Annotated in this window: 24 protein-coding genes; 4 read left to right on the top strand and 20 right to left on the bottom strand. The window is 69.4% G+C overall.

Going from position 1 to position 24869, the window contains the following annotated elements; genetic code table 11:
• Window position 1 precedes the first annotated feature (1 nt).
• Entirely contained in the window at window positions 2-1420 is a 1419-nt protein-coding gene (locus ACWGSM_RS11965) for a GH1 family beta-glucosidase (protein WP_452323143.1), read from the bottom strand.
• Between the two features lie 75 nt (window positions 1421-1495).
• Between ACWGSM_RS11965 and ACWGSM_RS11960 the strand changes: the two genes are divergently transcribed.
• Window positions 1496-2014 carry an adenine phosphoribosyltransferase gene (locus tag ACWGSM_RS11960; RefSeq protein ID WP_452323142.1) on the top strand — a complete coding sequence of 173 codons (519 nt, stop codon included), beginning with the start codon at window positions 1496-1498 and terminating at the stop codon, window positions 2012-2014.
• 52 nt (window positions 2015-2066) lie between these two features.
• Here ACWGSM_RS11960 and ACWGSM_RS11955 read toward each other — a convergent pair whose 3' ends face one another.
• Window positions 2067-3062 (bottom strand): cation diffusion facilitator family transporter, encoded by a 996-nt coding sequence (locus tag ACWGSM_RS11955; RefSeq protein WP_452323141.1) that lies wholly within the window; start codon window positions 3060-3062, stop codon window positions 2067-2069.
• Window positions 3059-3535, bottom strand: coding sequence for a transporter substrate-binding domain-containing protein (locus ACWGSM_RS11950; protein WP_452323140.1), 477 nt, complete (start codon window positions 3533-3535; stop codon window positions 3059-3061). Before ACWGSM_RS11950 ends, ACWGSM_RS11955 begins: the two co-directional genes overlap by 4 nt.
• A 131-nt stretch (window positions 3536-3666) precedes the next feature.
• Here ACWGSM_RS11950 and purS point away from each other — a divergent pair, with 131 nt between their 5' ends.
• Entirely contained in the window at window positions 3667-3915 is a 249-nt protein-coding gene (gene purS, locus ACWGSM_RS11945) for a phosphoribosylformylglycinamidine synthase subunit PurS (RefSeq protein WP_452323139.1), read from the top strand.
• Complete coding sequence (purQ, locus tag ACWGSM_RS11940; protein ID WP_452323138.1) at window positions 3912-4619, top strand: phosphoribosylformylglycinamidine synthase subunit PurQ; 708 nt, start codon at window positions 3912-3914, stop codon at window positions 4617-4619. The genes purS and purQ overlap by 4 nt, the downstream gene beginning before the upstream one ends.
• A 26-nt stretch (window positions 4620-4645) precedes the next feature.
• Here purQ and ACWGSM_RS11935 read toward each other — a convergent pair whose 3' ends face one another.
• From ACWGSM_RS11935 to ACWGSM_RS11885, 11 genes are all read right to left on the bottom strand, one after another.
• Window positions 4646-5077 carry a DUF1761 domain-containing protein gene (locus ACWGSM_RS11935; RefSeq protein WP_452323137.1) on the bottom strand — a complete coding sequence of 144 codons (432 nt, stop codon included), beginning with the start codon at window positions 5075-5077 and terminating at the stop codon, window positions 4646-4648.
• Between the two features lie 58 nt (window positions 5078-5135).
• On the bottom strand, window positions 5136-6089 hold the full coding sequence (locus tag ACWGSM_RS11930; RefSeq protein WP_452323136.1) for a siderophore-interacting protein: 954 nt from the start codon (window positions 6087-6089) through the stop codon (window positions 5136-5138).
• Window positions 6079-6879: an ABC transporter ATP-binding protein gene (locus ACWGSM_RS11925; protein WP_452323135.1), complete on the bottom strand. Its 801-nt coding sequence runs from the start codon at window positions 6877-6879 to the stop codon at window positions 6079-6081. The genes ACWGSM_RS11930 and ACWGSM_RS11925 overlap by 11 nt, the downstream gene beginning before the upstream one ends.
• Window positions 6876-7946 carry a FecCD family ABC transporter permease gene (locus tag ACWGSM_RS11920; RefSeq protein WP_452323196.1) on the bottom strand — a complete coding sequence of 357 codons (1071 nt, stop codon included), beginning with the start codon at window positions 7944-7946 and terminating at the stop codon, window positions 6876-6878. Before ACWGSM_RS11920 ends, ACWGSM_RS11925 begins: the two co-directional genes overlap by 4 nt.
• 47 nt (window positions 7947-7993) lie before the next feature.
• Entirely contained in the window at window positions 7994-9037 is a 1044-nt protein-coding gene (locus ACWGSM_RS11915) for a FecCD family ABC transporter permease (protein WP_452323134.1), read from the bottom strand.
• A 30-nt stretch (window positions 9038-9067) separates the two neighbouring features.
• Complete coding sequence (locus tag ACWGSM_RS11910; protein ID WP_452323133.1) at window positions 9068-10093, bottom strand: iron-siderophore ABC transporter substrate-binding protein; 1026 nt, start codon at window positions 10091-10093, stop codon at window positions 9068-9070.
• Window positions 10094-10213: 120 nt separating this feature from the next.
• Complete coding sequence (locus ACWGSM_RS11905; RefSeq protein ID WP_452323132.1) at window positions 10214-10972, bottom strand: SDR family NAD(P)-dependent oxidoreductase; 759 nt, start codon at window positions 10970-10972, stop codon at window positions 10214-10216.
• 40 nt (window positions 10973-11012) lie between these two features.
• Window positions 11013-12152 carry an ATP-NAD kinase family protein gene (locus ACWGSM_RS11900; protein ID WP_452323131.1) on the bottom strand — a complete coding sequence of 380 codons (1140 nt, stop codon included), beginning with the start codon at window positions 12150-12152 and terminating at the stop codon, window positions 11013-11015.
• A gap of 4 nt (window positions 12153-12156) precedes the next feature.
• On the bottom strand, window positions 12157-13758 hold the full coding sequence (gene gcvPB / locus ACWGSM_RS11895; protein WP_452323130.1) for an aminomethyl-transferring glycine dehydrogenase subunit GcvPB: 1602 nt from the start codon (window positions 13756-13758) through the stop codon (window positions 12157-12159).
• Complete coding sequence (gene gcvPA / locus ACWGSM_RS11890) at window positions 13755-15134, bottom strand: aminomethyl-transferring glycine dehydrogenase subunit GcvPA (RefSeq protein WP_452323129.1); 1380 nt, start codon at window positions 15132-15134, stop codon at window positions 13755-13757. The genes gcvPB and gcvPA overlap by 4 nt, the downstream gene beginning before the upstream one ends.
• Window positions 15131-17233, bottom strand: coding sequence for a beta-galactosidase (locus ACWGSM_RS11885; RefSeq protein ID WP_452323128.1), 2103 nt, complete (start codon window positions 17231-17233; stop codon window positions 15131-15133). Before ACWGSM_RS11885 ends, gcvPA begins: the two co-directional genes overlap by 4 nt.
• A 117-nt stretch (window positions 17234-17350) precedes the next feature.
• Here ACWGSM_RS11885 and ACWGSM_RS11880 point away from each other — a divergent pair, with 117 nt between their 5' ends.
• Window positions 17351-18007, top strand: coding sequence for a GntR family transcriptional regulator (locus ACWGSM_RS11880; protein ID WP_452323127.1), 657 nt, complete (start codon window positions 17351-17353; stop codon window positions 18005-18007).
• Window positions 18008-18059: 52 nt separating this feature from the next.
• Here ACWGSM_RS11880 and ACWGSM_RS11875 read toward each other — a convergent pair whose 3' ends face one another.
• The 6 genes from ACWGSM_RS11875 to ACWGSM_RS11850 all read right to left on the bottom strand — a co-directional run.
• The gene (locus tag ACWGSM_RS11875) at window positions 18060-18953 is read right to left on the bottom strand and encodes a carbohydrate ABC transporter permease (RefSeq protein WP_452323126.1); all 894 of its coding nucleotides are present in this window, start codon (window positions 18951-18953) and stop codon (window positions 18060-18062) included.
• Window positions 18950-19894, bottom strand: a complete 945-nt coding sequence (locus tag ACWGSM_RS11870; protein WP_452323125.1) for a carbohydrate ABC transporter permease — start codon at window positions 19892-19894, stop codon at window positions 18950-18952. The genes ACWGSM_RS11875 and ACWGSM_RS11870 overlap by 4 nt, the downstream gene beginning before the upstream one ends.
• Window positions 19894-21213: an ABC transporter substrate-binding protein gene (locus ACWGSM_RS11865; RefSeq protein ID WP_452323124.1), complete on the bottom strand. Its 1320-nt coding sequence runs from the start codon at window positions 21211-21213 to the stop codon at window positions 19894-19896. The genes ACWGSM_RS11870 and ACWGSM_RS11865 overlap by 1 nt, the downstream gene beginning before the upstream one ends.
• Window positions 21214-21299: 86 nt before the next feature.
• The gene (locus tag ACWGSM_RS11860) at window positions 21300-22967 is read right to left on the bottom strand and encodes an amylo-alpha-1,6-glucosidase (RefSeq protein ID WP_452323123.1); all 1668 of its coding nucleotides are present in this window, start codon (window positions 22965-22967) and stop codon (window positions 21300-21302) included.
• Entirely contained in the window at window positions 22967-23896 is a 930-nt protein-coding gene (locus tag ACWGSM_RS11855) for a carbohydrate ABC transporter permease (protein ID WP_452323122.1), read from the bottom strand. The genes ACWGSM_RS11860 and ACWGSM_RS11855 overlap by 1 nt, the downstream gene beginning before the upstream one ends.
• An 8-nt stretch (window positions 23897-23904) precedes the next feature.
• A partial coding sequence (locus ACWGSM_RS11850) for a carbohydrate ABC transporter permease (protein WP_452323121.1) occupies window positions 23905-24869 on the bottom strand: 965 nt, incomplete at its 5' end.

Genomic DNA, 24869 nt, shown 5'->3' with positions numbered 1-24869 from the left:
GTCAGACGGCTCGGGCGGCGATGATCCGAGCGTACTCCGCGCCGCTCTGCTTGATCGTGCGCTGCTGCGTCTCGTAGTCGACGCGCACGATCCCGAACCGCTTGGCGTACCCCCAGGCCCACTCGTAGTTGTCCATCAGCGACCAGTAGAAGTACCCGCGCACGTCGACGCCCTGTTCGACGGCGTCGAGCGTGGCGGCGACGTGAGCGCGCAGGAACTCGGTGCGCTCGACGTCGTCCACCTCGCCGTCGACACCGACCACGTCGTCGTACGCGGCGCCGTTCTCGGTCACGTACAACGGCACATCGACCGCGTAGTCGCGCGCGACGTGCGCGAGCAGGCGGGTGAGGCCCTCGGGCTGCACCTCCCAGCCCATCCCGGTGCGGGGCAGCCCGCGCTCGACCCAGTGGATGCCCTCCTTCGAGGGGAACGGCGAGCGCGTCTCGCGCTGCTGCCCCTCGGTCTGGTGCGGGTCGCCTCCGCCGGGCTGCGGATGCCCCGACAGCAGCTCACCGTGGTAGTAGTTGACGCCGAGCGCATCGATCGGCGTGGAGATGATCTCGAGGTCGCCCGGCTGCACGGCGGCCTGCCACTCCGCGACCGCGGCGGGGTCGACCTCGCGGATGTCGCGGACGATGTCGGCCGGGTACTCGCCGTGGAAGATCGGGCCGAGGAACCAGCCGTTGAACTGCCCGTCGATGCGGCGCGCGGCGTCGACGTCGACCGGGTCGTGGGGGTCGGCGGGGTCGGCGACGGTGAGGTTGAGCGTGATGCCGAGGTCGAGCGAGGAGTCGCGCTCGCGCAGCGCCTGCACGGCGCTGCCGTGCGAGAGCAGCAGGTGGTGCGAGGCGAGAAGCCCGTCGCGGATGCTCGTGCGCCCCGGCGCGTGCACGCCTGCGGTGTACGAGAGGAACGACGAGCACCACGGCTCGTTCATGGTGGTCCAGTGCTGCACACGGTCGCCGAGCGCGTCGTGCACGCTGACCGCGTAGTCGGTGAACCGCTCGACGATGTCGCGGCTCGTCCAGCCGCCGTGCTCTTCGAGTGCCTGCGGCATGTCCCAGTGGTGCAGCGTGAGCCACGGGACGATGTCGGCCCCGAGCAGCTCGTCGACCAGACGGCTGTAGAAGTCCAGGCCCGCGGGGTTGACCGGCCCGCCGTCCGGACGCACGCGCGACCACGAGGTCGAGAACCGGTAGGTCTGCAGGCCGAGCCTTCTCATCAGCGCGACGTCGTCGGCATAGCGGTGATAGTGATCGCAGGCGACGTCGCCGTTCTCCGCGCCGACGACGGCGCCGGGCACGCGCGCGAAGGCATCCCAGATCGATGCTGTGCGTCCGTCTTCGAAGGCCGCTCCTTCGATCTGGTAGGCCGCGGTGGCCGCGCCGAAGAGGAAGCCGTCGGGAAAGGTTCGCGTCATGCACTCATGATGCCACGACTTGCTGGGAGCGCTCCCACGACGTCGCCATCGGGCTCGTTTGGGTACCCTTGGCAGGTGAGTCCCGAACTGGCGCGCGCCGAGTCCCTGATCGCTTCGATCCCCGACTACCCGCAACAGGGCATCCTGTTCCGCGACATCATGCCTCTGCTGGCGGATGCCCGGGCGCTGCGCGCCACGTCCGAGGCGCTGATCGAGCCCTTCGCCGGCTCGTTCGACGTCGTCGCGGGCATCGAGGCCCGCGGATTCATCCTCGCCGGAGCCGCCGCGATCGCCGCCGGGGTGGGGTTCGCCCCGATCCGCAAGGCGGGCAAGCTGCCGCGCCCCGCGGCAGCCGTCGACTACGCCCTCGAGTACGGCACCGCCACGGTCGAGATGCACGACGACCTGCCGGCCGGCACGCGCATCCTGCTCATCGATGATGTGCTCGCCACGGGCGGCACCCTCGCCGCCGGACGCGAGATCGTGCAGAGCCTCGGCTACACCGTCGCGGGCATCAGCGTGCTGTTCGAGATCGACGGTCTCGGCGGTCGCGACGTCATCGGCGACCTGCACACCGTCTTCCGCTCGGCCTGAGAGGTTCGCCCCTCAGAGGTGCTGCGCTCGGGGGTTCTCCGGCGCGCCCCTCTCACCTGTTGCGCTCGGACTGGTGTTCCCGGTGCCCGCCGACCTCTTCCGGCAGCTGATCGATCGGCACGATCACGATGTCCTGCACCTTCCAGTCGAGGTCGATGCACGCGTCGCGCGCGGCGGTGAGCTGCTCGAGAGCGGGCATGCGCCCGTCGCGAGGTACCACGAACGACTCCACGTGCAGCACATGACCCTGATCGCGCACGCGCGACCCGGCACGTTCGACCCAGTCGAGTTCGCGGAGCAGCTCGTCGATCTCGCCGGTGAGCGGATGCACCTTGCCGTCGTCGAACGTGGTCGCCGCAGTGTCCATGAGGTCGGTGATGGCGGCGCGCATGTTCTTCACTCCGTCCCAGAGGATGCTTCCTGCGATGAAGATCGCGGCGGCGGCATCCGCCCACCACCATCCGATCCCGATGCCCAGCACGCCGACGATCGAGCCGACCGCGGTCATCCAGTCGGCCTTGTTCATGTCGGCGTCGGCGTAGAGCACCTTGTCATGCAGCTGCTTGGCGAGGCGCATCTTCACTCGACCGAAATAGACCGGCAGCGGGATCGTGAGCGCCAGCACACCGATCATCAGCCAGCCGAGCCAGATCGGATGGCCGAACAGGACGACGGTGCCGATGGGCGGATGCTCGCCGCCGATCAGCCCCGTCGCCGAGTCGACGATCAGGAAGGCACCCATCGCGAACAGTGCGACACCCGCGACGAGGTGCGCGACACCCACAGCGCGGTGGTACCCGTAGGGGTAGCGGGAGTTCGGGGTCCTGTTCACGATGCGCACGGCGACGAGGAAGGCGATCGGCGGGGCGAGCGAGAGCAGGTCCTCTATCCAGGCGGCCTTCATCGCCTGGGAGTTGCCCATCACCAGGTAGACCATCGTGATGGCCACGGTGAGGAAGACCAGGGTGTACCACTCGAAGCGGATCGCCTTGCGCAGCGCGTTCTCCTGCTGCTCGGGCAGCTCGGTGCGCCCGAATCGCGTGGTCATGATCCCACCTCCTCGTGCAGGAACGTCTCGAGCTCGGTGAGCAGGCCGTTCTCGCCCATCCGCACGATCATGACGTGCTTCTGCGTGCCGTGCTTCGTGCTTCGCTCGGTGTACGGCCGAGTCACCGCGCCGCGATCCGTCCAGGGCGTGTCGTCGAGGAATCCACCGACGACCAGATCGAGCTCGCCGCGCTCGAGGGCCGTGAGCAGGTCGGCCTCGCTGCCGGTGGTCCACTCCACCCGAGCGTCCAGCTGCTCGGCGAACTCCTGCACCAGCTCCGGCTCCGAGCCGGTCGGCTCCCCGGCGTCGTGCACGTCGACCCATGGCGGCTGCTCGGTCGCTCCCGCGCGCAGTGTGCCGCCCTCGATCCGGTCGAGACTGCCATGTGGATCGGCAGGAATACGCAGACCGCAGCCGGTCAGCGCGAGCACCACCGCGAGCCCGCCTGCGCCCATCATCCGACGTCTTCTCATGGCGCCGACTTTAGCGAGGCGCCTGAACGGCGACCACCCTCTTGCGCACCCCTTGACAATCCCGGCATCCGCGCGCCGCCGCCTCGACGCACGCGGCATGAGAGCCGACCGGATCGCCTAGAATCAGGGGTATGCCCACCATCGTCGTCGACGTCATGCCCAAGGCCGAACTGCTCGACCCGCAGGGGAAGGCCGTCTCCGGTGCCTTCGCCCGCCTGGGCGTCGAGAACTTCAGCCAGGTCCGCATCGGGAAGCGCTTCGAGCTCACCGTGGACGGCGAGGTCACCGACGAGGTGCTGGCCGAGGCGCGCCGTCTCGCCGAGGAAGTGCTGTCGAACTCCGTCATCGAGGATGTCGTGGGAGTCGAGGTCGCGCAGTGAGCGTGCGCATCGGCGTCATCACCTTCCCCGGCTCGCTCGACGATCGCGACGCGCAGCGCGCGGTGCGCCTCGCCGGCGCTGAGCCCGTCGCCCTGTGGCACGGCTCGCACGACCTCGAGGGCGTCGACGCGCTGGTGCTGCCCGGCGGATTCAGCTACGGCGACTACCTGCGCTCGGGGGCGATCGCGGCCCTGTCGCCGATCATGGCCGAGGTCAGGGACGCTGCCGCGAGCGGGATGCCGATCCTCGGCATCTGCAACGGCTTCCAGATGCTCGTCGAGGCGCACCTGCTGCCCGGCGGCCTCATCCGCAACGACCACCAGCACTTCGTGCGCCGCGACCAGCGACTGACGGTGGAGAACAACGACACCGCCTGGACGAACGTGTTCGCGAAGGGCCAGGAGATCGTCATCCCGCTCAAGAACGGCGAGGGCGGCTACATCGCCGCCGACGACACCCTCGACCGCCTCGAGGGCGAGGGCCTCGTCGCCTTCCGGTACGCCGGGGTCAACCCGAACGGATCGCTGCGCGACATCGCCGGCATCACCAACGAGCGCGGCAACGTGGTCGGCCTCATGCCGCACCCCGAGCACGCCACCGAGGCGGGCTTCGGTCCCGACACCCGCGCCGCGATGCGCTCGGGCGTCGACGGGCTCGGCTTCTTCGAGAGCGCCATCGCCGCCGTCGCGCGCGCCGCGGCGTAGCATCCGCCCCGCCCGTCGCGACCGGCTCAGAGTCCGGCGGGCGGCCAGACGCCGACGATCAGCGCCATCACGAGCACCGTCAGCAGCTCATGTCCGATGTTGAGGGTCGTGAGCCGTGTCGAGCGGCCCTCGAACGCGTCGTGCGTGATGAAGCGGGCGGCGGTGAAGCCGGCCCACAGCGTCACGGCGGTGACGACGGATGCCCAGAAGTAGGAGCCCTCGTAGAAGTGCCACGCGATCGTCGCGGCGCCGGCGAGCACCCATGCCGTGATGAAGCTCATCAGCACCGTGGTGATCATCGGCCAGAGCGGCCTGCGCGACGGACGCTCCAGGTCGACGCCCGCAAGGCGCGCCCATCGCTCACCCATCACACCTCGGGCGTACCACACCGCGCCGACCACCATGCTCGCCGCGGTTGCGACCAGCACAGCCCAGTAGTTGATCTCGGGAACCGTCATGACGCCTCCTTCACCGGATGCGCTCACACTACTCCCGGGGTGCGGCTTTCGAGGTCGTTCAGCCGCGCATGGCGACGCCGTGGCGCCAGTAGCCCATGAAGGCGACCTGCGCGCGGTCGACGCCGAGGTCCTTGACCAGGTGACGGCGCAGGGTCGTCACCACGCCGCTCTCGCCGGCGATCCAGAAGTACCGGTCGGCGGGGGCGTGCGCCGCGGCGATCCGCTCACCCAGGTTCGAGTGCACCGGGGTCTCCCAGAGCAGCTCCTCGGTCTCGACGTCGCGCACGTCGACGTGCGTGTGCGCGTCGCCGAGATGACCGAGCACCGCCGGGATGAGAGACGCCCCGTGCGCGTCGCCGTCGACGCGCGGCAGCCAGGTCACCTGTACACCGGCGGGCGCGGAGATCTCGAGCGCGTCGGCCGGCCCGGGCACCTCGATGAACGCGGTGCCTCGCAGGTCGCGAGGGGCGTCTTCGAGGATGCGGGCGATCGCCGGTGCCGCGGTCTCATCGCCGGCGAGCAGCACCGAGCGCGCCTCGCCGGGCGCGAACTCCGCGCCGCCGTGCTCGCGTGCGGAGACCCCGCGGCGCGGGCCGACGATGAACATCGGCTGCCCCACCTGTGCGCCTGCAGCCCACCGGGAGGCCGGGCCGGTGAGGCCCGGTCGCAGGTGCAGCACGAAGTCGACGACGATCTCGGTGCCGGCATCCGTCACGGTCAGCTCGCGCACCGAGTAGGTGCGCATCGAGCCGCGTTCGTGTTCGGGAACGGCGAGGTACGATCCCCACCAGTCGTCGCCGTCGCGGTCGATCGGCGGCACGGCATCCGGTCGGGGCGGGAAGATCATCTTGATGCGCGAATCGAACGTGTCGCCGGGGGTGCCGAGCTCGTCGAGCTCGTCACCGCCGAACGTGATCCGCACGAAGTTCGGCGAGACCCGCTCGACCGCGCGCACCTCGGCGAGCGCCAGCAGGTAGGTGGGCCGGGTCTTCGTCGTGGTGTCAGTGGACATGATGCCTCCCGATGGGCGTGACCATCGGCTTGCCCGAGACGGGGTCGACGGTGATCTGGTTGGCGAGGCCGAAGACCTCGTGAACGAGTTCGGCGGTGAGGATCTCACCGGGCGCCCCGACCGCGCGCACCCGGCCGTCCTTCATGGCGACCAGCTCGTCGCTGTACCGGGCGGCGAGGTTGAGGTCGTGCAGCACCATCACGATGGTGGTGCCGCGTGAGACGCTGAGGTCGGTGAGCAGATCGAGAACCTCGACCTGGTGGGCGACGTCGAGGAACGTGGTCGGCTCGTCGAGCAGCAGGATGTCGGTCTGCTGCGCAAGCGCCATCGCGATCCAGACCCGCTGGCGCTGACCGCCCGACAGCTCGTCCACGCTGCGATCGGCGAGATCGCTGATGCCGGTGGCGTGGAGCGCATCGGCCACCACGGCGTAATCATTGGCGCTCCAGCGCGCGAGCATCCGCTGGTGCGGGTGCCGCCCCCGGCCCACGAGATCGGCGACCGCGATCCCCTCGGGCGCGACGGGAGACTGCGGCAGCAGCCCGAGAACGCGCGCGACTTCCTTGGACGGGCGAGCGTGCACCGAGGCGCCGTCGAGCACGATCCGGCCCGCAGCCGGCGTGAGCAGGCGCGCCAGCGCACGAAGCAGCGTGGATTTGCCGCATCCGTTCGCCCCGACGATCGAGGTGATCCGGCCGGGCGCGATCGTCAGATCGAGCCCTTCGATCACCGTGCGGTCGCCGTACGCGAGCGTGACGGACTCGGCCGCGAGAGTGTGCGCCGCGGTCACAGGGAGCCTCCCGAGCGGTTGGTGCGGATGAGCAGGTAGATGAGGAAGGGGGCGCCGAGCACCCCGGTGACGACGCCGACCGGATAGCGGGCGCCGAGGGCGAACTGGGCGAGCAGGTCGCTGCCGAGCACGAGCGTCGCGCCGACGAGCGCGCTGGGCAGCAGCAGGTTCGCTCCGGGTCCGGTGATGCGCGCGGCGATGGGGCCGGCCATGAACGCCACGAAGGCGATGGGTCCGGCGGCGGCCGTGGCGAAGGCGAGCAGAGCGACCGCCCCGAGGATGAACAGCATGCGCGTCGCGTTCACCCGCACGCCGAGGCCGGCGGCGGAGTCGTCGCCGAGCTGCATCGCCCCGAGCGCGCGCCCCTGCGACAGCATCAGCGGCATCACGACCGCCGCCGCGACGGCCATCGGAAGCACGCGCTCCCACGAGGCGTTGTTGACGCTGCCGCTCAGCCACTGCATCGCGGCCTGGATGTCCCAGCTCGCCGCCCGCGAGAGCAGGTACGAGGTCACGCTCTGCAGCATCGCCGCGACCCCGATGCCGATGAGGATCAGCCGGGTACCGGCGAAGCCGCCCCGGATCGAGAGGGCGTAGATCAGCGCGGCCGTGGCGATCGCGCCGCCCAGCGCGAGCAGCGACACGGCGGGCCCGTCGAGCGAGAGCACGATGATGCCGACCACCGCCGCGGCACCGGCGCCGTGCGAGATGCCGATGATGTCGGGCGAGGCGAGCGGGTTGCGCAGCAGGGTCTGGAACGTCACGCCGGCCATCCCGAAACCGAGCCCGGTGAGCACCGCCAGTACGGCCCGTGGCAGGCGCAGCTCACCCACGGTGAACGAGGCTCCGGGCACCGTCTCGCCCAGCATGACCCGCACGATCTGCTCGGGGCTGTAGAACCGGTCGCCGACCATGAGCGCGACGGCGAAGAGCAGGCACACCAGCGCACCCAGCGTGATCGTGGCGGCCGCGTGGCGGCGGTGGCGGGCGCGGCGGCCGGCGATGATGCCGACGACGCGCTGCGCGCCGGTGTCGGCCGGGCGCTCGAGCGTGTGCCCGGTCGGGATGCGGGTCTCGTCCGGGGCGTGTGCGCCTGCCGTGCGCTCGCGAGTGCTCACAGCTCACGCACCTTCTGCCTGCGCACGATCCAGATGAAGAAGGGCGCCCCGAGGATCGCCGTGATGATGCCGACCTGGATCTCCTGGCCCGACGGGGCGATCACCCGGCCGACGATGTCGCTCGCCGTCAGCAGCACCGCTCCGACCATCGCCGAGAACGGCAGCAGCCAGCGGTGATCGGTGCCGATCAGCATCCGGCACACGTGCGGCACGATCAGCCCGACGAAGCCGATCGGACCGGCGATGGCGGTGGCGGCGCCGGCGAGGATCACGGCGCCGAGGGCTGCGAGCATCCTTGTGCGGGCGACGTTCTCCCCCAGGCCCCTGGCCATGTCGTCGCCGAGCGCGAGGGAGTTCATCCCCCGCGCGCACAGCAGGCAGACGAGGGCGCCGAGCGCGAGCACGGGAGCGGTGACCGCGAGGCGCGGCCACTCCGCACCGCCGACGCCGCCCACCTGCCACGACTGGAACGTCTGCAGCAGGTCGACGCGCGGCAGCATGATGGCGCTGATCAGCGAGGCGAAGGCCGCCGATGTGGCCGCACCCGCGAGCGCGAGCTTGAGCGGAGTGGCACCGCCGCGGCCCAGTGAGCCGACCGCGTACACGAAGACCGCCGCCACTGCTGCTCCCGAGATGGCGAAGGCCATCTGCCCGAACGGGTCGCTCAGGCCGAACGAGGCGATGCCGACGACCACGGCGAGCGAGGCGCCGTTGGAGACACCGAGGATGCCCGGCTCGGCGATCGGATTGCGGGTGACTGCCTGCATGACCGCTCCTGCCATCGCCAGCGCAGCGCCGACGAGCAGGGCGAGCACCGTGCGCGGCATCCGCTTGATGATCGCGGCCTGCTCGATCGTCTCGTTCTGCCCCGCCAGCGCGGCCAGCACGTCGTCGATCGTCACCGTGCGCACCCCGAACGAGATGGACGGGATGCTGAGCACGACCAGCGCCGCGACACCCGCCATCAGCCACGCGGTGCGCGCCAGCGCCGGCCGGCGCAGATGCGCGACGGCCGGTGCGGCTGCGGCGGTGGAGGTCACGAGCGGGAGTCTCCGGAAGCGGCCGGGGTCTTACTGGGCCAGCGGAGCGGCGAGGATGCCGAAGTAGTCGTTCAGGCCCCACGGGATCGACAGCGGCGACGGGTTCGCGGATGCGGCGATCGGCGTCGCATCGGGCAGGATCGCGATGCGGCCCTCGGCGATCGCGGGGATCTTCGACAGCAGCGGGTCGGCCTGCAGGGTCGCCACAGTCGAGTCGTCGCCATAGGTGACGAACAGGTCGACATCGTCGAACCTCTGCGCCTCCTCGGCGGACACCTCGAGGTAGAACTGGTCGCTGTCGGCGCTGTCCTCGACGATCTTCGGCAGCGGCAGGCCGAGCTCGTGCAGGTAGCCGGGGCGGGTGTCGGCGGCGGTGTAGTAGCCGATCTTCGACAGGTCGCTCATGTCGAAGTATCCGAACAGCGCCTTCGCGTCCTTCAGCGCCGGATGCTGCGCGAGCGCAGCATCCGCGTCGGCCTCGAGCTGCTCGATGAGGGCCTCGCCCTCCTTCTCGAGACCGAGCGCCTCGGAGTTCATCTCGATCATGTCCTCCACCGAGGTGCCCCACGCGACGTCGGGGTAGGCGACGACGGGGGCGATCTTCGACAGGGTGTCGTACTCCTCCTGCGTGAGGCCGGAGTACGCGGCGAGGATCACGTCGGGGGCGGTGTCGGCGACGGCCTCGTAGTCGATGCCGTCGGTCTCGTCGAACAGAACGGGCTTCTCGCCACCGAGCTCGTCGAGCTTCTCCTCGACCCAGGGCAGGATGCCGTCGTTGTCGTCGTCTCCCCAGGTGGCCTTGCTCATGCCTACCGGGACGATACCGAGCGCCAGGGGGACCTCGTGGTTCGCCCATGCGACGGTGGCGACCCGCTCGGGTCTGGCGTCGATCACGGTCTCGCCGAAGGCGTGCTCGATGGTGACGGGGAACGACTCGCCCGACGACCGGGTGGAGGCGTTCGAGTCGGTGCTGTCATCGGCTGCGGACGCGCAGCCGGCGAGACCGACGGCGAGGGCAGCGGCGGCGGCGATGGCGAGGAGGCGGGAAGATCGCACTGGCGTTCCTTCGGTTTCGTGGCCGGCGCGGGTCGCACCGGTTCGGTAAGGCTCGCCTAACATAACACGGGTTAGGTGAGCCTTACCAACCGAGGAATCGCTCAGCGGGTGATCAGCAGATCACGCGATTCCGCCGCCGTCGACGACCAGTGCCGATCCGGTGACGTACGACGCGTCGTCGCTGGCGAGCCACACCACGGCCGCCGCGATCTCGTGCGGCTGCCCCATCCGGTTCAGCGGACGCTCCGCCGCCTCGGCGAGGAATCCGATCTGGTCCTGACCCAGCTGACGAGCCTCGTCGCGCAGCATCCCGGTGTCGACGTCGCCCGGGTTGACCGAGTTGACCCGGATGCCGTCGGGACCGTGGTCGATCGCCAGCGCGCGGGTCATGTTCACGACCGCGCCCTTCGACGCGCAGTACGAGATCGCCTGGCCGCCGCCCTTGAGCCCCCAACCGGAGCCGGTGTTGACGATCGAGCCCCCGCCGTTCGCCTTCATGATCGGCACGACGTGCTTGCACATCAGGAAGATGGCGCGCACGTTCACGCCGAACACGCGGTCCCACTCCTCGACGGTGGTCTCGACCGCTGTGGTGCGGCGGATGATGCCGGCGTTGTTGAACACGACGTCGATGCCGCCGAGCGACTCGTTCGCCGTCTCGACGACACGGACGATGTCGTCTTCGCTCGAGACATCGGCCGCGATCGCGACTGCTGACCCGCCGGCTGCGCGGATCTCCTCCGCCACCGCCTCGGCGGCGTCGGCGTTCAGGTCGACGACGGCGACCGAGGCGCCCTCGGCGGCAAAGGCGAGCGAGGTGGCGCGGCCGATGCCGCCGGCGCCGCCGGTGACGATGGCCTTCTTGTTCTCGAGACGCATGGGGGTTCCTTTCGGGATGATGATCGCTTGGGCGACCGGTTCAGGGGACGAGGTCGGGTGCCGCGACAGGGTACAGGCTGGTCGTGACGGCTCCCGTGATGATGCGGACGTGGCCGGACAGCCGCGCGTCGACGCGGGAATCGCCGGTCTCGACGATGAGCGGACGGCCGCGCAGGTCGATGAGCTTCTGCTCAGGGGCGACGACCATGAGCGGGTCGTCGCCGAGGGCGCTGATCACCGTCGCGGAGAGCTGCTGGTTCCCACGGCCGAGCAGGAAGCCCTGCCCGCCGATCACCGTGACGACGGCCTGCGCCGGCCCCCTGGCGACCTGATCGAGCAGCTGGGTCTCGCTCGCGGCCGACAGCAGCTGCCGACCATCGAGGATCACGTCGACGCCCAGCGGCGACTTATCGACCCCAAGGTGGCGGGCGATCTCGGCGGTGGTGCTGCCGGGGCCGAGCAGGTAGCGCACGCCCGGCCTCATCCGCGCGATCGCACCGCGTGCGGCGGCCGCGACGGCGTCGGATTCGGATGCCGGTGTCGCGGCCTTTCGCGCCTGGGTGCGCCCGACGCGGAACGGCACGCGGAGCATCCCGAACAGCTGCGGCTCGACGCGAGCGCGGCGCATCGCCGCCTCATCGACGTCGAGCACCTCACGCTCAGTGAGGGGCAGGCCGCCATCGATCCAGTCGGCCGCGAGCGAGCCCGCTGCCCGGGGGCTGACCGCGAAAACCGGGGAGTACATCTTCACGCCCGACGGGATGCCCAGGACCGCAGGCTGCGGCGCCGTACCCGCCAGCCCCGCCGCGGCATCGCGAAGCGTGCCGTCGCCGCCGGCGACGAGGATCAGCGTCGCACCGGCCTCGGCGAGCGCGGCGACGGCGGCCGAGGTGTCGGATGCCGTGGTCGTGGACTGCACGGCAAATGCCGGGTCGCGCACGACCCACGCCTCGAGGCCCGCGGCGCGCGCGGCATCCGCTCCCATCATCCCCGCGGCGGTGGCGATGACGAGAGCCGGATGCCGGGCGGCGAGCACCCGGAGCGCGACGGTCGCCCGCTCCTGCGCGCGCGAGTGTGCGCCGCGCGCGAGCGCGAGGCGCTGCACCTCCGCGCCGTCGGAGCCGGCGAGGCCCGCGGGCCCGCCGACTCCGGCGACAGGGTTGACGACCAGTCCGATCACGGGATCAGGCTTCGGCGGCGGCGAAGCAGCGCCCCGACTCGGTCCTCGGGTACTTGCGCTCGTACGCACGCCAGGTGACCGCCCAGCGCTCGGGGTCGTCGAGCGCATCGTGGTGGGTGTGGTGCACCGTCTGGTTGTGCGGCGCCGTGCGCACCACCTCCGGGGTCTCACGCGCCTCACGCGCCACCTCGGCCAGTGCGTCGGCGTACTCGTCCAGCTCGGCCATCGAGTACGACTCGGTCGGCTCGAGGGTGAACGGCTGCGGCACGACGTACGGGTGGTGGCTGGTCCAGTAGTGCATGCCGAAGTCCGACATCCGGATGCCGATCTCCTCTGACGAGATGCCCGTCTCCTGGTACAGCTCCTCCCACGAGTAGCGCACCTGCTCGATGCGGCGACGGCCGGTCGCGTACGGCGCGGAGGCGCCGGGGATCGCGAGCACCCTCGACATCAGGTAGTTGTTGTTGAGCACCGCGGTCTCGGCGGCTGCCAGCAGACCGGGTGCGCCGAGCGCCATGATCCACGAGTAGGCCTTGACGAGCGCCGGGATGACGCCGAAGAACGGGCCGACGGCGCCGATCGACTGCGGCCCTGCCTCGGCGACGGCGAACGTGCCGTCGTCTTCGCGCACGACGCGGGGTCCGGGCAGGAACGGAGCGAGCGCCGCGCTCACCGCGTTCGCCCCCGAGCCGGGGCCGCCGCAGCCGTGCGGGGTGCCGAAGGTCTTGTGCAGGTTGAAGTGGCACACGTCGAAGCCCGCGTCGCGGGCGCGGGTGATGCCGAGGATGCCGTTGGCGTTGGCCTGGTCGTACGACGCGAGGGCGCCGACCGCGTGTGCGGCATCGACCCATTCTCGGATCGCCGGGTTGTAGATGCCGGTGTCTTCGGGGTTCGTGACCATGATCGCGGCCGTGCGCGGCGAGAGAGCGGCTTTCAGCGCGTCGAGAGAGGGGTAGCCGTCGGCGTCGGGGTACACCGTGATGACCTCGTAGCCAGCCGCTTTCGCGGCGGCCGCGTTCGACGGGTGGCTGAAGATGGTCGTGATGACCTCGCGGCGCTGCTCGGCCTCGCCGTTCGCCTCGTGGTACTTGCGGATCATGGCGATGTTCGACCAGATCGCGGCAGAGCCCCCCTGGGTGTGCAGCGAGACCTCGTCCATGCCGGAGATCTCGGCGAGCATCCGCTCGAGCTGCCACAGGATCTCGAGCACACCCTGCGCGTCGGCAGGATCCTGGTAGGGGTGCATGGCAGTGACCTGCGGGGAGCCAGCCAGCTGGTCGTTGATCTTCGGCGCGTACTTCATGGTGCAGGTGCCTTGGCCGATGTCGACGTTGAAGTCGGCGCCGAGGTTCTCCTGCGACAGGCGCAGGTAGTGCTTGAGCACGCGCATCTGACCCATCTCGGGCAGCTTCGCCTTCGCCGGGCGGCGCAGCGATTCGGGCAGGTCGCCGACGACGTCGCCCACGGTTTCGCGGATGCCCGGCTCGACCTGCGAGACGAGCACCCCGCGCTCACCGGGGGTGGACAGCTCGAAGATGATCGGCTCGTCCCAGCGTGCCTGCTGGAAGCGGCGCAGTGCGGGCTTGGGTGCGACGGGGAGGGTCACTTCGTCTCCTCTGCGAGAGCGGGTGCGGTGACCGCGGCGAGCGCCGCGACCAGGGTGTCGATGTCGGATTGCGTGGTCACCTCGGTTACGCACACCAGCAGGCGGTGCTCGCCGACGACGACGCCGGGCTCGATGCCCTTCTCACGCAGGGCGCGGACGACATCTGATGCCGGGATCGGCAGTGAGACGGTGAACTCGCGCAGGTGCAGGGCCTCGTCGTCGAGGGTGACGCCGTCGATCGCCGCGAGCGCCTGCTGTGCGTAGCGCGTGCGGGCGAGCAGGGTCTCGCCGAGCTCGGCCATCCCCTCGGGCCCCATGAGCGACAGGTAGACCCCGGCGGCGATGCCCCAGAGGGCCGCGGCCGTGCCGACCCACTCCTTACCTTCCTCGCGGTGCGCGAACGAGGTGCGGTCGTAGGCCACGTCGCCGAACCCGTATTCGCCGGGCACATCGGTCGATTCGAGGCCGAACAGGCGCGAGGGCATCTCCATGACGAAGCGCGTGTCGTCGTGCACGGCAATGAAGCCGCCGTGCGCGCCGCCGAACCACTGGTGCAGCCCGAGCGACTGGATGTCTCCGGTGACGATGTCGGCACCGTGCAGGGCAGGCGGGGTGAGCACGCCGTAGCCGATCGGGTCGGTGCCGACCACGACGACCGCGCCGGCCGCGTGCGCGGCATCCGCGATCTGCTGCAGGGCGGCCTCGACGGCTCCCGTCGCGCTGGGTGTCTCGATCCACACGGCGGCGACCTCGTCGCCCAGCGCGGCGATGACCGTGGCGACGTCGGCCGTGCCGCCGGCGGTCGGGATGTGCTCGAGAGTCAGGTGGGCGCGGACGTAGTCGTGCACCTTGGCGAGCTTCGCGGGCAGCACGTCGCTCGCGACGAGCACGCGGCTGCGACCGGTGATCCGGCCCGACATCGTGAGTCCCGTGGCGGTCGCCTGGTAGCCGTCGTAGGTGGGGACGTTCACGACGTCCATCTCGAGCAGCTCGGCCATCAGCGACTGGTACTGGAACAGCGCCTGGAAGCGGCCGTGGTCCTCGTACGGCTCGCCCGCGTAGGCGGTGAGGAACTCGCTGCGCTCGATGACCTCGTCGACGACGGCGGGCACGTAGTGGTTGTAGGTGCCCGCACCGAGGAAGCTGAGGCGCTCCTGCGTCGAGTGATTCTTCGCGAGCAGGCCGCGCACGTGGCGGGCGAGGTCCTGCTCGGCGACGAACGGCTCGGGCAGGTCGAGCGGACGGCCCAGACGCAGCGACTCGGGAACGTCGGCGTAGAACTCGTCGACCGATTCGGCGCCGACGGCGGCGAGCATCGCGGCGCGCGACTCGGGCGCGGTGTTGGGGATGTACGGATGCACGAACGGATGCGTCATGTCTGCTCCTTCGCAGTGGGTGTGGCCAGTGTGATGAACGGGATCTCGGTCGCACGAGGAGCGGCGACGACGGCGACGCCGTATCCGGGCAGCTCGACGACGCCGGCGACGTGGTCACCGGTGATCAGGTCGACTCCGGGTGCCGGCACCTCGAACGCCAGAGGCTCTGCGCCGTGATTGAGCAGGAACGTGTAATCGGTGTCATCGTTTGAGCGGGTGACCGCCTCGGCGTTCACATCGAGATGCTCGCGCACCGGAAGGGCGGCGGCACGCAGAAGATCGGCGAACACGGTCAGCATGCCGTCCGCGGTGAGCATGGCGCTCAGGTAGCTCGCGGAGCCCAAACCGCTGCTGCGACGGGTGACGGCGGGCAGGCCGTCGAGCACGCCGGACGCGTAGCGACCGCGGACCTCGACATCGGCGTCCGCTTCGATCCATTCCGCCCAGCTGGGCACGTCGATGGTGCCGGCGCCCGCATCGGCCGATCCGTAGGCGATGCGCTCGACAAGAGCGTCGGCGATCGGCCACTGCTCGTCGACCTCGATGCCGAGAAGCTGGCGCAGCGGCCCGGGGGCGCCGCCGTCGTGCACCTTCTCGGTGGCATCCACCACACCCGAGAACGGTCCGACGATCAGGTGTCCGCCCCGCTGGACGAAGGCGCGCAGCGCGTCGGCCTGCGGCTGCTCGGCGATGTAGAGGTTGGGCACCACCACCACGTCGTACATCTCGAACGGACCCGTGGCGCGGACGGTGTCGACGGGGTGACCGAGCGTGTGCAGCGCGCGATGCCAGGCGCGCGCCTGCTGTGCCCACTGCAGACGCTGCGAGGGCAGCGACTCGATGGCGCTCGATCCCCACCAGGAGTCCCAGTCGACGACGAGCGCCACGCGAGAGCGCACCCGAGTGCCGCGCACCGGCTCGAGTTTCCTGAGCTCGAGACCGAGCGCCTTGGTCTCCTGGTAGCTGCGGGACTTCTCGCCGCGGTGGCCGAGCATCGACGAGTGGAACTTCTCCTGCCCGTACTTGGCCTGACGCCACTGGAAGAACATCACCGCGTCCGATCCGTGCGCGACGGCCTGCAGGCTCTCGACCCGGACCCTGCCCGGCACCTTCGGCACGTTGATGTCACGCCAGCTGGTCGCGCTGGCCGACGACTCCAGCAGCAGCCAGGGCCGACCACCCTTCAGCGAGCGCATCAGACCGTAGTTCAGTGCGGCGCCGACGTGCGAGGCCGGATCGGCGGGCTCGGGGTAGGCGTCGTCGGTGACGACGTCCTCGACGGCGGCGAAGTCCCAGTAGTCGAGGTCGCGGAACATGCTCATGAAGTTCGTGGTGACCGCGATGTCAGGCGTGACCTCGCGCAGCACGTCGATCTCGACCTCGAAGAGCTCGAGCATCGCATCCGACGAGAACCGCTCGAAGTCGAGCAGCTTCGTGGGGTTGATCGGACCGGGCGCCTTCTTGGGCGTCTCGATGTGATCCCATGAGGTGTATCGCTGACCCCACACGTTCACGCCCCACGCCTCGTTGAGGCCGTCGAGGTCGCCGTAGCGATTCTGCAGCCAGCGGCGGAAGTGCCGGGCCGACTCGGGGCACCAGCAGCGCGAGATGTGATCGCCGTACTCGTTCGAGATGTGCCACATCGCAAGACCCGGATGATCGCCGTAGCGCTCGGCCATCGCGCGCGCCATGCGCGCGACGTTCTCACGCCAGATCGGCGACGACGGGCAGTAGGTCTGCCGCGAGCCGAACTCGAGCCGGTGCCCTTCGGAGTCCCAGGGCGCCATCTCGGGGTGCGCGCGCAGCAGCCATGACGGTGGGGTGGCGGTCGCGGTGGCGAGGTCGATGCGGATGCCGGCCTCGTGCAGCAGGTCCAGGATGCGGTCGAGCCAGGCCCAGTCGTACACGCCCGGCTCCGGCTCGAGCTGTGGCCAGCTGAAGATCGGCAGGCTCACCATCGTGACGCCGGCCGCCTTCATGAGGCGGATGTCCTCGTGCCAGGTCTCCTCCGACCACTGGTCGGGGTTGTAGTCGCCGCCGTAGGCGAGAGCGTCGATCCGGACCTCCCGGATGCGCTCATCGTCGCGGTGCTCGGTCACGAAGGCTCCTCACTGAGAGATGGACGAAACACACTGTTCAATGTATTCTGTATACAACACCCTATGGCGAATCCGGGAACCGGTCAAGCTCTAGGCTGACGCTCGGGAGGCAACCACATGGCGATCGAACGAAAGAACCTCCGCTCGCAGGTGCGCGGCGAACTGCTCGAACGCATGCGCACCGGGCTGGCGAAGCCCGGAGAGAGCATCAACGAGGTGCAGCTCGCCGCCGAGCTCGGCGTGAGCCGCACGCCGCTGCGCGAGGCGTTGATCGCCCTCGAGTCCGAAGGGCAGATCACCAGCGAGAACGGCAAGGGCTTCCGGTTCGTGCCCCTCAGCGCGGGCGAGTTCGAAGACCTCGCCCCCGTCATGGCCGCGCTCGAGAGCCTGGCCCTCGAGCTGTCTCCCATCGACGAGCTGAAGGCGGTCGGGGCGCGCCTGGTCGAACTGGCAGATGCGTTCAGCGACGAACTGGTCGAGCACAAGCTCGTGATCAGCCGCGATGACGAGTGGCACACGCTCATGCTCTCGGTGTGCCCCAACAAGCGCCTGCTCGACGTCATCGAGAGCGTGCGCGGCTCGTTCCACCGGTACGAATCGCTGCTCGTGGCCGAAGACGTCAAGGTCGAGCGCGTCGCCGCCGAGCATGCGGCAATCGCACGCGCGCTGGCCGACGGTGATGTGCCCGCGGCCGTGGAGGCGTTGAAGGTCAACTGGATGCAGGGCATGCGCCGCATCCTCGACAACGCCTCCAGCGCCTACTTCACCGCTTGACGCAACCACCCCACTGCCCTCCTCATCGGGGGCGGGGGCGGAGCGCCCGGTGTCAGCCCTTGACCGCACCGCCGAGAAGTCCCGCGACGAACTGCTTCTGGAACACCAGGAACAGGATGAACAGCGGTAGCGTCGCGAGCAACGAGCCGAGCATCAGCCCGGAATAGTCGACCCGGCTGAGCCCGATCATGGTGTTCAGCGCCACGGGGATCGTGTAGTTGGCCTCGGTGTTCAGCATGAGCAGCGGCCAGATGAACGAGTTCCATTGGCTGATGAACGTGTAGATGATCAGCGCCGCGATCTGCGGCCTGGCCACCGGGATCACGATCCGGTAGAACGTGCGCAGCTCGGACGCCCCGTCGATGCGCGCCGCCTCGATGAGGGTGACCGGGAAGTCGAGAAATCCTTGGCGCATGAGGAAGATGCCGAACGCGTTGGCGAGAAAGGGCACGATCAGCGCCTGATAGCTGTCGATCCAGCCCAGGCTCGCCATCATCTGAAACAGCGGCACCAGCAGCACCTGCATCGGGATCATCATCGTCACCAGGATCGCGCCCAGCAGCACCCCGCGCCCGCGGAACCGGTACGTGGCGAGGCCGTAGCCGCACATCACGCTGACCACGACGCTGAACGCGGTGTAGATCACCGCCACGAGCACGCTGTTGAGCATCACCTGCCCGAAGCCGATGCTCTCCTGCAGCCTGCCCAGGTTCTGCCAGAACTCCCCACCGGGCAGCAGCGGCAGGGGCGTGACGAACAGATCGGATGTGCGGTGCGTGGAAGCGATGACCATCCACAGGAACGGCACGAGCGCCAGGATGCCGGCGAAGACCAGCAGCACATAGATTGGCCCGCGGAGCACCAGTCTGCGCACGAGCGGCTCTCCTCGGCGCTCCGGAACGCCCGTGCGTCGGGACCTTCCGGTCGTGATCAGCTGAGTGGTCACGGCTTCTCCCTCATGACGCGGAACTGCACGATCGCGATGATCGCGGTGAGGACGACGAGCATCCAGGCGATGGCGCTGGCGTAGCCGAAGTCGAACTGCTGGAAGCCGATCTTGTACAGGTACAGCACCGGTGTGAGTGTGGCGTTGTTGGGCCCTCCGCCGGTGAGGATGAAATTCTCATCGAAGAGCTGGAGCGCGCCGATGGTGGAGGTCACGCTGGTGAAGATCAGCACCGGCCGAAGCTGCGGGACGACGACATGCCAGAAGGTCTGCCAGCGGCCTGCGCCGTCGATCCGCGCAGCCTCGTACAGCTCCGGCGGAATGGCCTGAAGGCCGGCGAGGATGATCACCATGTTGTAGCCGGTCCAGCGCCACGTGATCGACGCGATCAGTGCGACGCGGGCCCAGAACTCGTTGTTCAGCCAATCGATCGGCGCGACTCCCAGCAGCCCGAGCGCCTGGTTCAGCAGGCCGCCGTCAGTCGTCATGATCACCCGGAACACCACGGAGTAGGCGACGAGCGTGGTGATCGCGGGCAGAAAGGTGATCAGCCGGAAGCCGGAGCGGAAGCGCAGCCACGACTGATTGAGCAGGTACGCCAGGCCGACCGCGAGGGCGATCATCAGCGGCACCTGCACCACGAGGATCAGCAGCGCGTTGCCGAGGCTCTTCGCGATGAGCGGATCGCGCAGCATGCGGGCGTACTGGTCGATCCCGACGAACGTCGACACGCCTCCCTCGGTGCGGAAGAAGCTCTGCATGAGCGACACCGCGAGCGGATAGGCGAAGAAGACGAGCAGCAGGGCGGCGGCCGGCAGCACGAACCACATTCCCGGTCGTTGCATCCGGGCCCCGAACCCTCGCCTGCGTCGCGGCTCGTCGGCATCCCCCGGGGTGCGCCGCGTGGCGGCGTCACCCCGGGTGGGACTGATGACAGACATCAGTCCGCGATCTTCCGGCCTGTCGAGTTGGCGATCTGCGACGCGGCGTCGTCGAGCACCTTCTTCGGGTCCTCGCCGTTGAGCACCGCCGCCGCCACGGCGTTCGAGACGGCATCGGCCGCCACCGACTGATCGGAGGTGAAGGTGATCGAGGGGATCTGCTTCGTCAGCTCGCCGAAGATCTGGAAGACCTTCTCGCCGTCGAAGTACTCGCTGGGCTTCTGGAAGTAGTCCGACTCCAGCGCCGGCAGGTACGACGGGAACAGACCCTCCTGCTGCATCATGCTCGACTGGTTGTCGGCGTCGGCGAGCACGAACTCCATGAAATCGGCGGCAAGCTGCGGGTTCTTCGCCTGTGTGGGGATGGCGAGCCCGGAGCCGCCGTTGTTCGACGTCGCCGCGCCTCCCTTCTTGAAGACGGGAAGATCGCGCACGCCGTACACGCCCGAGAGCTCGGGCGCCTCGCCCTCGAGGGTGCCGATCCACCAGACCGCCTCGGGGGTGACGGCGGAGTCGCCGTCCTTGGCGCTGGTGACGCTCGCGTCCCAGCCCTTGGCGTTCTTGATCAGCCCCTTCTGCTGCATGGACTGCAGCAGGGTGAGCGTCTGCACGGCCTCGGGGCTGTTCACGGTGATGTCGCCGTTCTCGTCGAACAGGCCCTGACCCTGCTGCTGCTGCATCATGAAGAAGGGCCCGCCATCCGACAGGTCGGCGGTGAGCAGCGTCTTGCCAGTCTTCGCATTGATCGCCTCTCCGGCAGTCACGAGGTCGTCCCAGGTGGCGATGGATGCCGGGTCGATGCCGGCCGCATCGAAGTAGTCTGTGCGGTAGAACAGGCCGACGGTGCCGGAGTCCCACGGGGCCACCCGCAGCTTGCCCTCGGCATCGGTCCCCGTGTCCCACTTGAACGGGTCGAAGTCGTCCTTCGCATCGCCCAACACGGGGCTGAGATCGGTGAACCCCTTGGGGAACTGACTCAGGTAGCTCTGGTTCTTGTCGGTCTCGAGAGTGATGATGTCGGGCAGGCCGGTGCCGGCCTGCAGGCCGACGGAGATCTTGTCGTAGGCGTTGTCGTAGCCGATGTCGACGACGTTGATCGTCACGCCGTCGTGCTTCTTCTCGTAGTCGCCGCCCAGGCGCTTGAGTGCGGTGGCGGCCACATCCCACGACCAGATGGTGATCTCTCCGGAGGCCGCGGCGCCCTTCTTGAGATCCGCACCGTCGGATGAGGGGGCTCCGCCTCCGAATGCGCATCCCGTCAGGGCGATCGCCGCCGTCGCGGTGAGTGCAACCCCCAGCATGCCGCTTCGTTTCATCATGACCTCCTCGTCACGTCTATTGGATATTGAATACAGTACACGCGGGGTGACGATCACACCACTCGCGGTGAGGCCCTAGGAGGACCTCAGCTGAGCGCAACGGCGAGGTCGATGAACAGCGCCGCCGACCAGCCGAACGCGGTCGTCGCGCGCTCGGCCTTCAGCCCGGTGCGCGGGTTGTAGTACTCGTGCGGTCCGCCGCCGTGCACGACGAGGCGCACGGTCTGCTCGCGCAGCTCCCGAGCCCGCTCGGGGTATCCCGAGGTTTCGAGGCCTTCGGCCACGAGCGCGCTGGTGTTGATCCAGATCGGTCCGCGCCACATGCGCTCGGGCGCGAAGTCCGGGTCGGAGGCTGCCACGGTCGGCAGACCCCACTCGAGCGCGAACCGCGCCGGGTCGTCGATCGCCGCGCGTAGCGCGTCGCGGATACCGTCCGGCAGCGAGCCGGTGCGCAGCGGCATCAGGCCCACGACGGTGTCGGAGCGGATGCCCTCTCCCGCGCCGCGCGCGAGGAAGCGTCCCGCCTCGTCGTCCCACATCCCGTCGAGCAGCGTCTGCGTGCGCTCCGCGCGCGCGAGGAAGCGCCCTGTCTCGGCATCCGGCTGATATCGGCCGAGCAGACCGGCGATCTCGCGGTCCTGACAGACCAGGTACGCGCCCAGGTCCGGCGCCGCGGTGGGGATCGGACCGTCGAAGATCGGGCTGTCGTCGAGGCCCGACGAGTACGGATGCCCGTACTCGGGCATCTGGTCGCCGTCGAGATCGGAGCTCGCGAACCACCAGTCCTGCGATCGGATCACCCGGCCGAGCTGCTCGCGCGCCCACGCCGGGTCGTCCTGCACCTCGAGCACCTTGCGCAGCGCCCACGCCGCAAGCGGCGGCTTGGTCAGCGGCACCGGTTTCGACGGGTCGGCGATCTGCGAACCCGCGCGACGTAGGGTCGCGCGGTCGCTCTCGGGCAGGTCGTCGCTGCTGGCGAGGATGCCCTGCTCGTGCACGACATCGGGCAGCTGGCCGTCGTCGCCCGGGAACCGGAACGCGATGTCGAGCTGCTCGCGGGCGAGCTCGGGGTCGCCGTGGCGCAGACCGACGGCGATGAAGTAGGCGTCCCACTGCCACAGCCCGACGTAGCCGATCTTCGACGGCACCACGGCGCGCGCATCGCCGAGCGCGGGCAGCTCGACGATGTTCGCGCCGAGCACCCACCAGCAGAAGGCGGCCATCGCCTGCAGGTCGTCACGCACCCGCGGGCACCTCGCGAACCAGTCGAGCCACTGCCGCTCGCACACGGCGAGCGCGACGGCGTGGTCGCCTGGTTCAATCTCGACGCCGCGATCCGCGGCGATGCGGATTCGGATGCCCGCGGGCGAGAGCGCATGCTGCTCTTCGCATCCGTCGGGATGCACGAGCGTCGCCTGCGCGCCGTCGCCGCCCGCGATGCTCAGCGCGCCCGGTCCGTCGAAGGTGAGCGACGCAGTGTCGGCGCCCGCGCCGAACGCTATCCGATGGGGCTGCACGTCGGAGACGGGAAGCACCCGGCCCTCGGCATCCGTCACCCGCACGGCGTCGAGCACCCGGCAGTCACTGAGCCGCTTCTCGTATTCGGAGGTGTGCACCCGTACTCCCCCACCCTCGTCGGCGCGGAACACCAGCACACGCGAGCGCGGCAGGGTGAACGGCGCGGTGACGAGGTCGAGGTGCCGCCCGGCGAGGGCCGAGAGCGTCGCCGCGTCGGCCGCCACGGCATCCGTCATCATCGCCCTCCCAGTCCGGACGCTGCCATGCTGTTGAGGATCTTGCGCTGACCGATGACGAAGACGACGAGCATCGGCACGGTGGCGATCGCCGAGGCGGCCATCACGAGTCCGTAGTTGATCGATCCGTGCTGGCCCTGGAACGAGGTGAGCAGCAGCGGCACGGTGAACAGGTCGGGCGAGTTCAGCAGCACGAGCGGGAAGAGGAACGCATTCCACACGCCGAGCGCGGTGATGATCGCGAGCGCCGCGAGGCCGGGACGCAGGTTGGGCAGCACGATGCTGAAGAACGTGCGCAGCCGTCCCGCCCCGTCGACGAGCGCCGCCTCCTCGAGCTCCTTCGGCAGCGAGAGCACGAACTGCCGCATGAGGAACACCGCGAACGGGTTGGCGATCATGCCGGGCACGATCAGCGCGAGGTGCGAGTCGACCCAGCCCAGGTTGGACATGAGGAGGTAGAAGGGGATCAGCGTCACCTGCGCGGGGATCATCTGCGTCGCGAGGAAGACGATGAACAGCACCTTGCTGCCCTTGAAGCGGATGCGGGCGAACGCGTAGCCGGCCATCGACGCCGTGACCAGCGTGCCGGCGACGACGAGCAGCGTGATGTAGAGGCTGTTCAGGTACGCCTGCCCGAAGGGCACCGCGTTCCACGCCTCGCTGTAGTTGTCGACGGTCCACGGGTCCGGCAGGAACTCGAGCGGGTTCTGCAGCAGCTGCGGCAGCGTCTTGAGGGAGGTCAGCAGCATCCAGATGAACGGGAAGACCATCGAGATGCCTGCGAGGATCAGCACGATGTGCAGCAGCACCGGCCCGGTGCGGCGTCTCGCGGTCCCGCCCGGACGGCGTCGCTTGGTGCCGGGGGCGACGATCGCGACCGTCGAGTCGGTGGACGGGCTCTGGCGGCCCTCGGTCAGCGGGGGTGTCATGATGCCGCTCATTCCGGATCGTCCTCGTAGTGCACGAACTTCTTCTGTGCGGCGAACTGGATCGCCGTGATGACCAGCGTGAGCACGAGCAGGATGATGCTCGCCGCGCTCGACGGGCCGAACTCGAACCGCGCGAAGCCGAGGTCGTAGATGTGGTACACGATGGTCCTGGTGGCGTTGTCGGGTCCGCCACCCGAGACGAGCACGTAGACGATGTCGAACGTCTGCAGCGAGGAGATGAACGCGATCACCGACGAGAAGAAGACGATCGGTGAGAGCAGCGGCAGGCGGATGCTGAGCAGCAGCCGCACGGCGCCGGCGCCGTCGATGCGGGCGGCCTCGATGACCGAGGGCGAGATGTTCTGCAGGCCCGCGAGGAAGATCACGACGTTGAGGCCGAGCGACGACCAGATGGTCACGATGCAGACCGCAAGCAGGGCCAGCCGGGGATCCTGCAGCCAGTTCGGCGGGTCGACGCCGAACACCTTCGCGATGGTGGTCGAGAGCACGCCGTCGACGCGGAACATCTGCTGCCAGATCATGGCGATGGCGACGGTGGCCGTGACCACCGGCGAGAAGAACAGCACGAGGTACAGGGCGCGCGTCTTCAGCCGTTCGAGGGCGACGGCGACGACCACGGCGAGGCCCAGGCCGATCGGCACGGTGACGATCGCGATGATCAGGGTGTTGAGGATCGAGCGCCCCAGCAGCGGGTCCTGCAGCTGGTCGACGAAGTTGTCGACGCCGACCCACGTCAGCTCACCGAGGCCGTCCCAGTCCGCGAACGCGAGCACGAGGCTCGCGACGAACGGCAGGACGACGAACAGCCCCATGCCGATCAGCTGCGGGCCGACGAACACATAGCCCCAGAGTCGGTCGCGACGCCGCCACGCCGCCTCTTTGCGCATCGGCTGGGCGGGTGCCGCAGCACGACGACTGCGCCCCCGAACCCGACGCCCTGGCCCAACTGCTG

It is taken from the genome of Microbacterium sp. NPDC055521, assembly GCF_053619695.1.
Note: the sequence above shows the minus strand (reverse complement) of the source record. Positions and strands in the feature narration are given on the sequence as shown.

What these genes read in the sequence shown, in the direction of transcription:
- ACWGSM_RS11965 (WP_452323143.1), bottom strand. Translation starts at nt 1,420, where the DNA reads ATGACGCGAACCTTTCCCGACGGCTTCCTCTTCGGCGCGGCCACCGCG.
- ACWGSM_RS11955 (WP_452323141.1), bottom strand. Translation starts at nt 3,062, where the DNA reads ATGACCACGCGATTCGGGCGCACCGAGCTGCCCGAGCAGCAGGAGAAC.
- ACWGSM_RS11950 (WP_452323140.1), bottom strand. Translation starts at nt 3,535, where the DNA reads ATGAGAAGACGTCGGATGATGGGCGCAGGCGGGCTCGCGGTGGTGCTC.
- purS (WP_452323139.1), top strand. Translation starts at nt 3,667, where the DNA reads ATGCCCACCATCGTCGTCGACGTCATGCCCAAGGCCGAACTGCTCGAC.
- ACWGSM_RS11935 (WP_452323137.1), bottom strand. Translation starts at nt 5,077, where the DNA reads ATGACGGTTCCCGAGATCAACTACTGGGCTGTGCTGGTCGCAACCGCG.
- ACWGSM_RS11930 (WP_452323136.1), bottom strand. Translation starts at nt 6,089, where the DNA reads ATGTCCACTGACACCACGACGAAGACCCGGCCCACCTACCTGCTGGCG.
- ACWGSM_RS11905 (WP_452323132.1), bottom strand. Translation starts at nt 10,972, where the DNA reads ATGCGTCTCGAGAACAAGAAGGCCATCGTCACCGGCGGCGCCGGCGGC.
- gcvPA (WP_452323129.1), bottom strand. Translation starts at nt 15,134, where the DNA reads ATGACGCATCCGTTCGTGCATCCGTACATCCCCAACACCGCGCCCGAG.
- ACWGSM_RS11880 (WP_452323127.1), top strand. Translation starts at nt 17,351, where the DNA reads ATGGCGATCGAACGAAAGAACCTCCGCTCGCAGGTGCGCGGCGAACTG.
- ACWGSM_RS11870 (WP_452323125.1), bottom strand. Translation starts at nt 19,894, where the DNA reads ATGTCTGTCATCAGTCCCACCCGGGGTGACGCCGCCACGCGGCGCACC.
- ACWGSM_RS11865 (WP_452323124.1), bottom strand. Translation starts at nt 21,213, where the DNA reads ATGATGAAACGAAGCGGCATGCTGGGGGTTGCACTCACCGCGACGGCG.
- ACWGSM_RS11860 (WP_452323123.1), bottom strand. Translation starts at nt 22,967, where the DNA reads ATGACGGATGCCGTGGCGGCCGACGCGGCGACGCTCTCGGCCCTCGCC.
- ACWGSM_RS11855 (WP_452323122.1), bottom strand. Translation starts at nt 23,896, where the DNA reads ATGACACCCCCGCTGACCGAGGGCCGCCAGAGCCCGTCCACCGACTCG.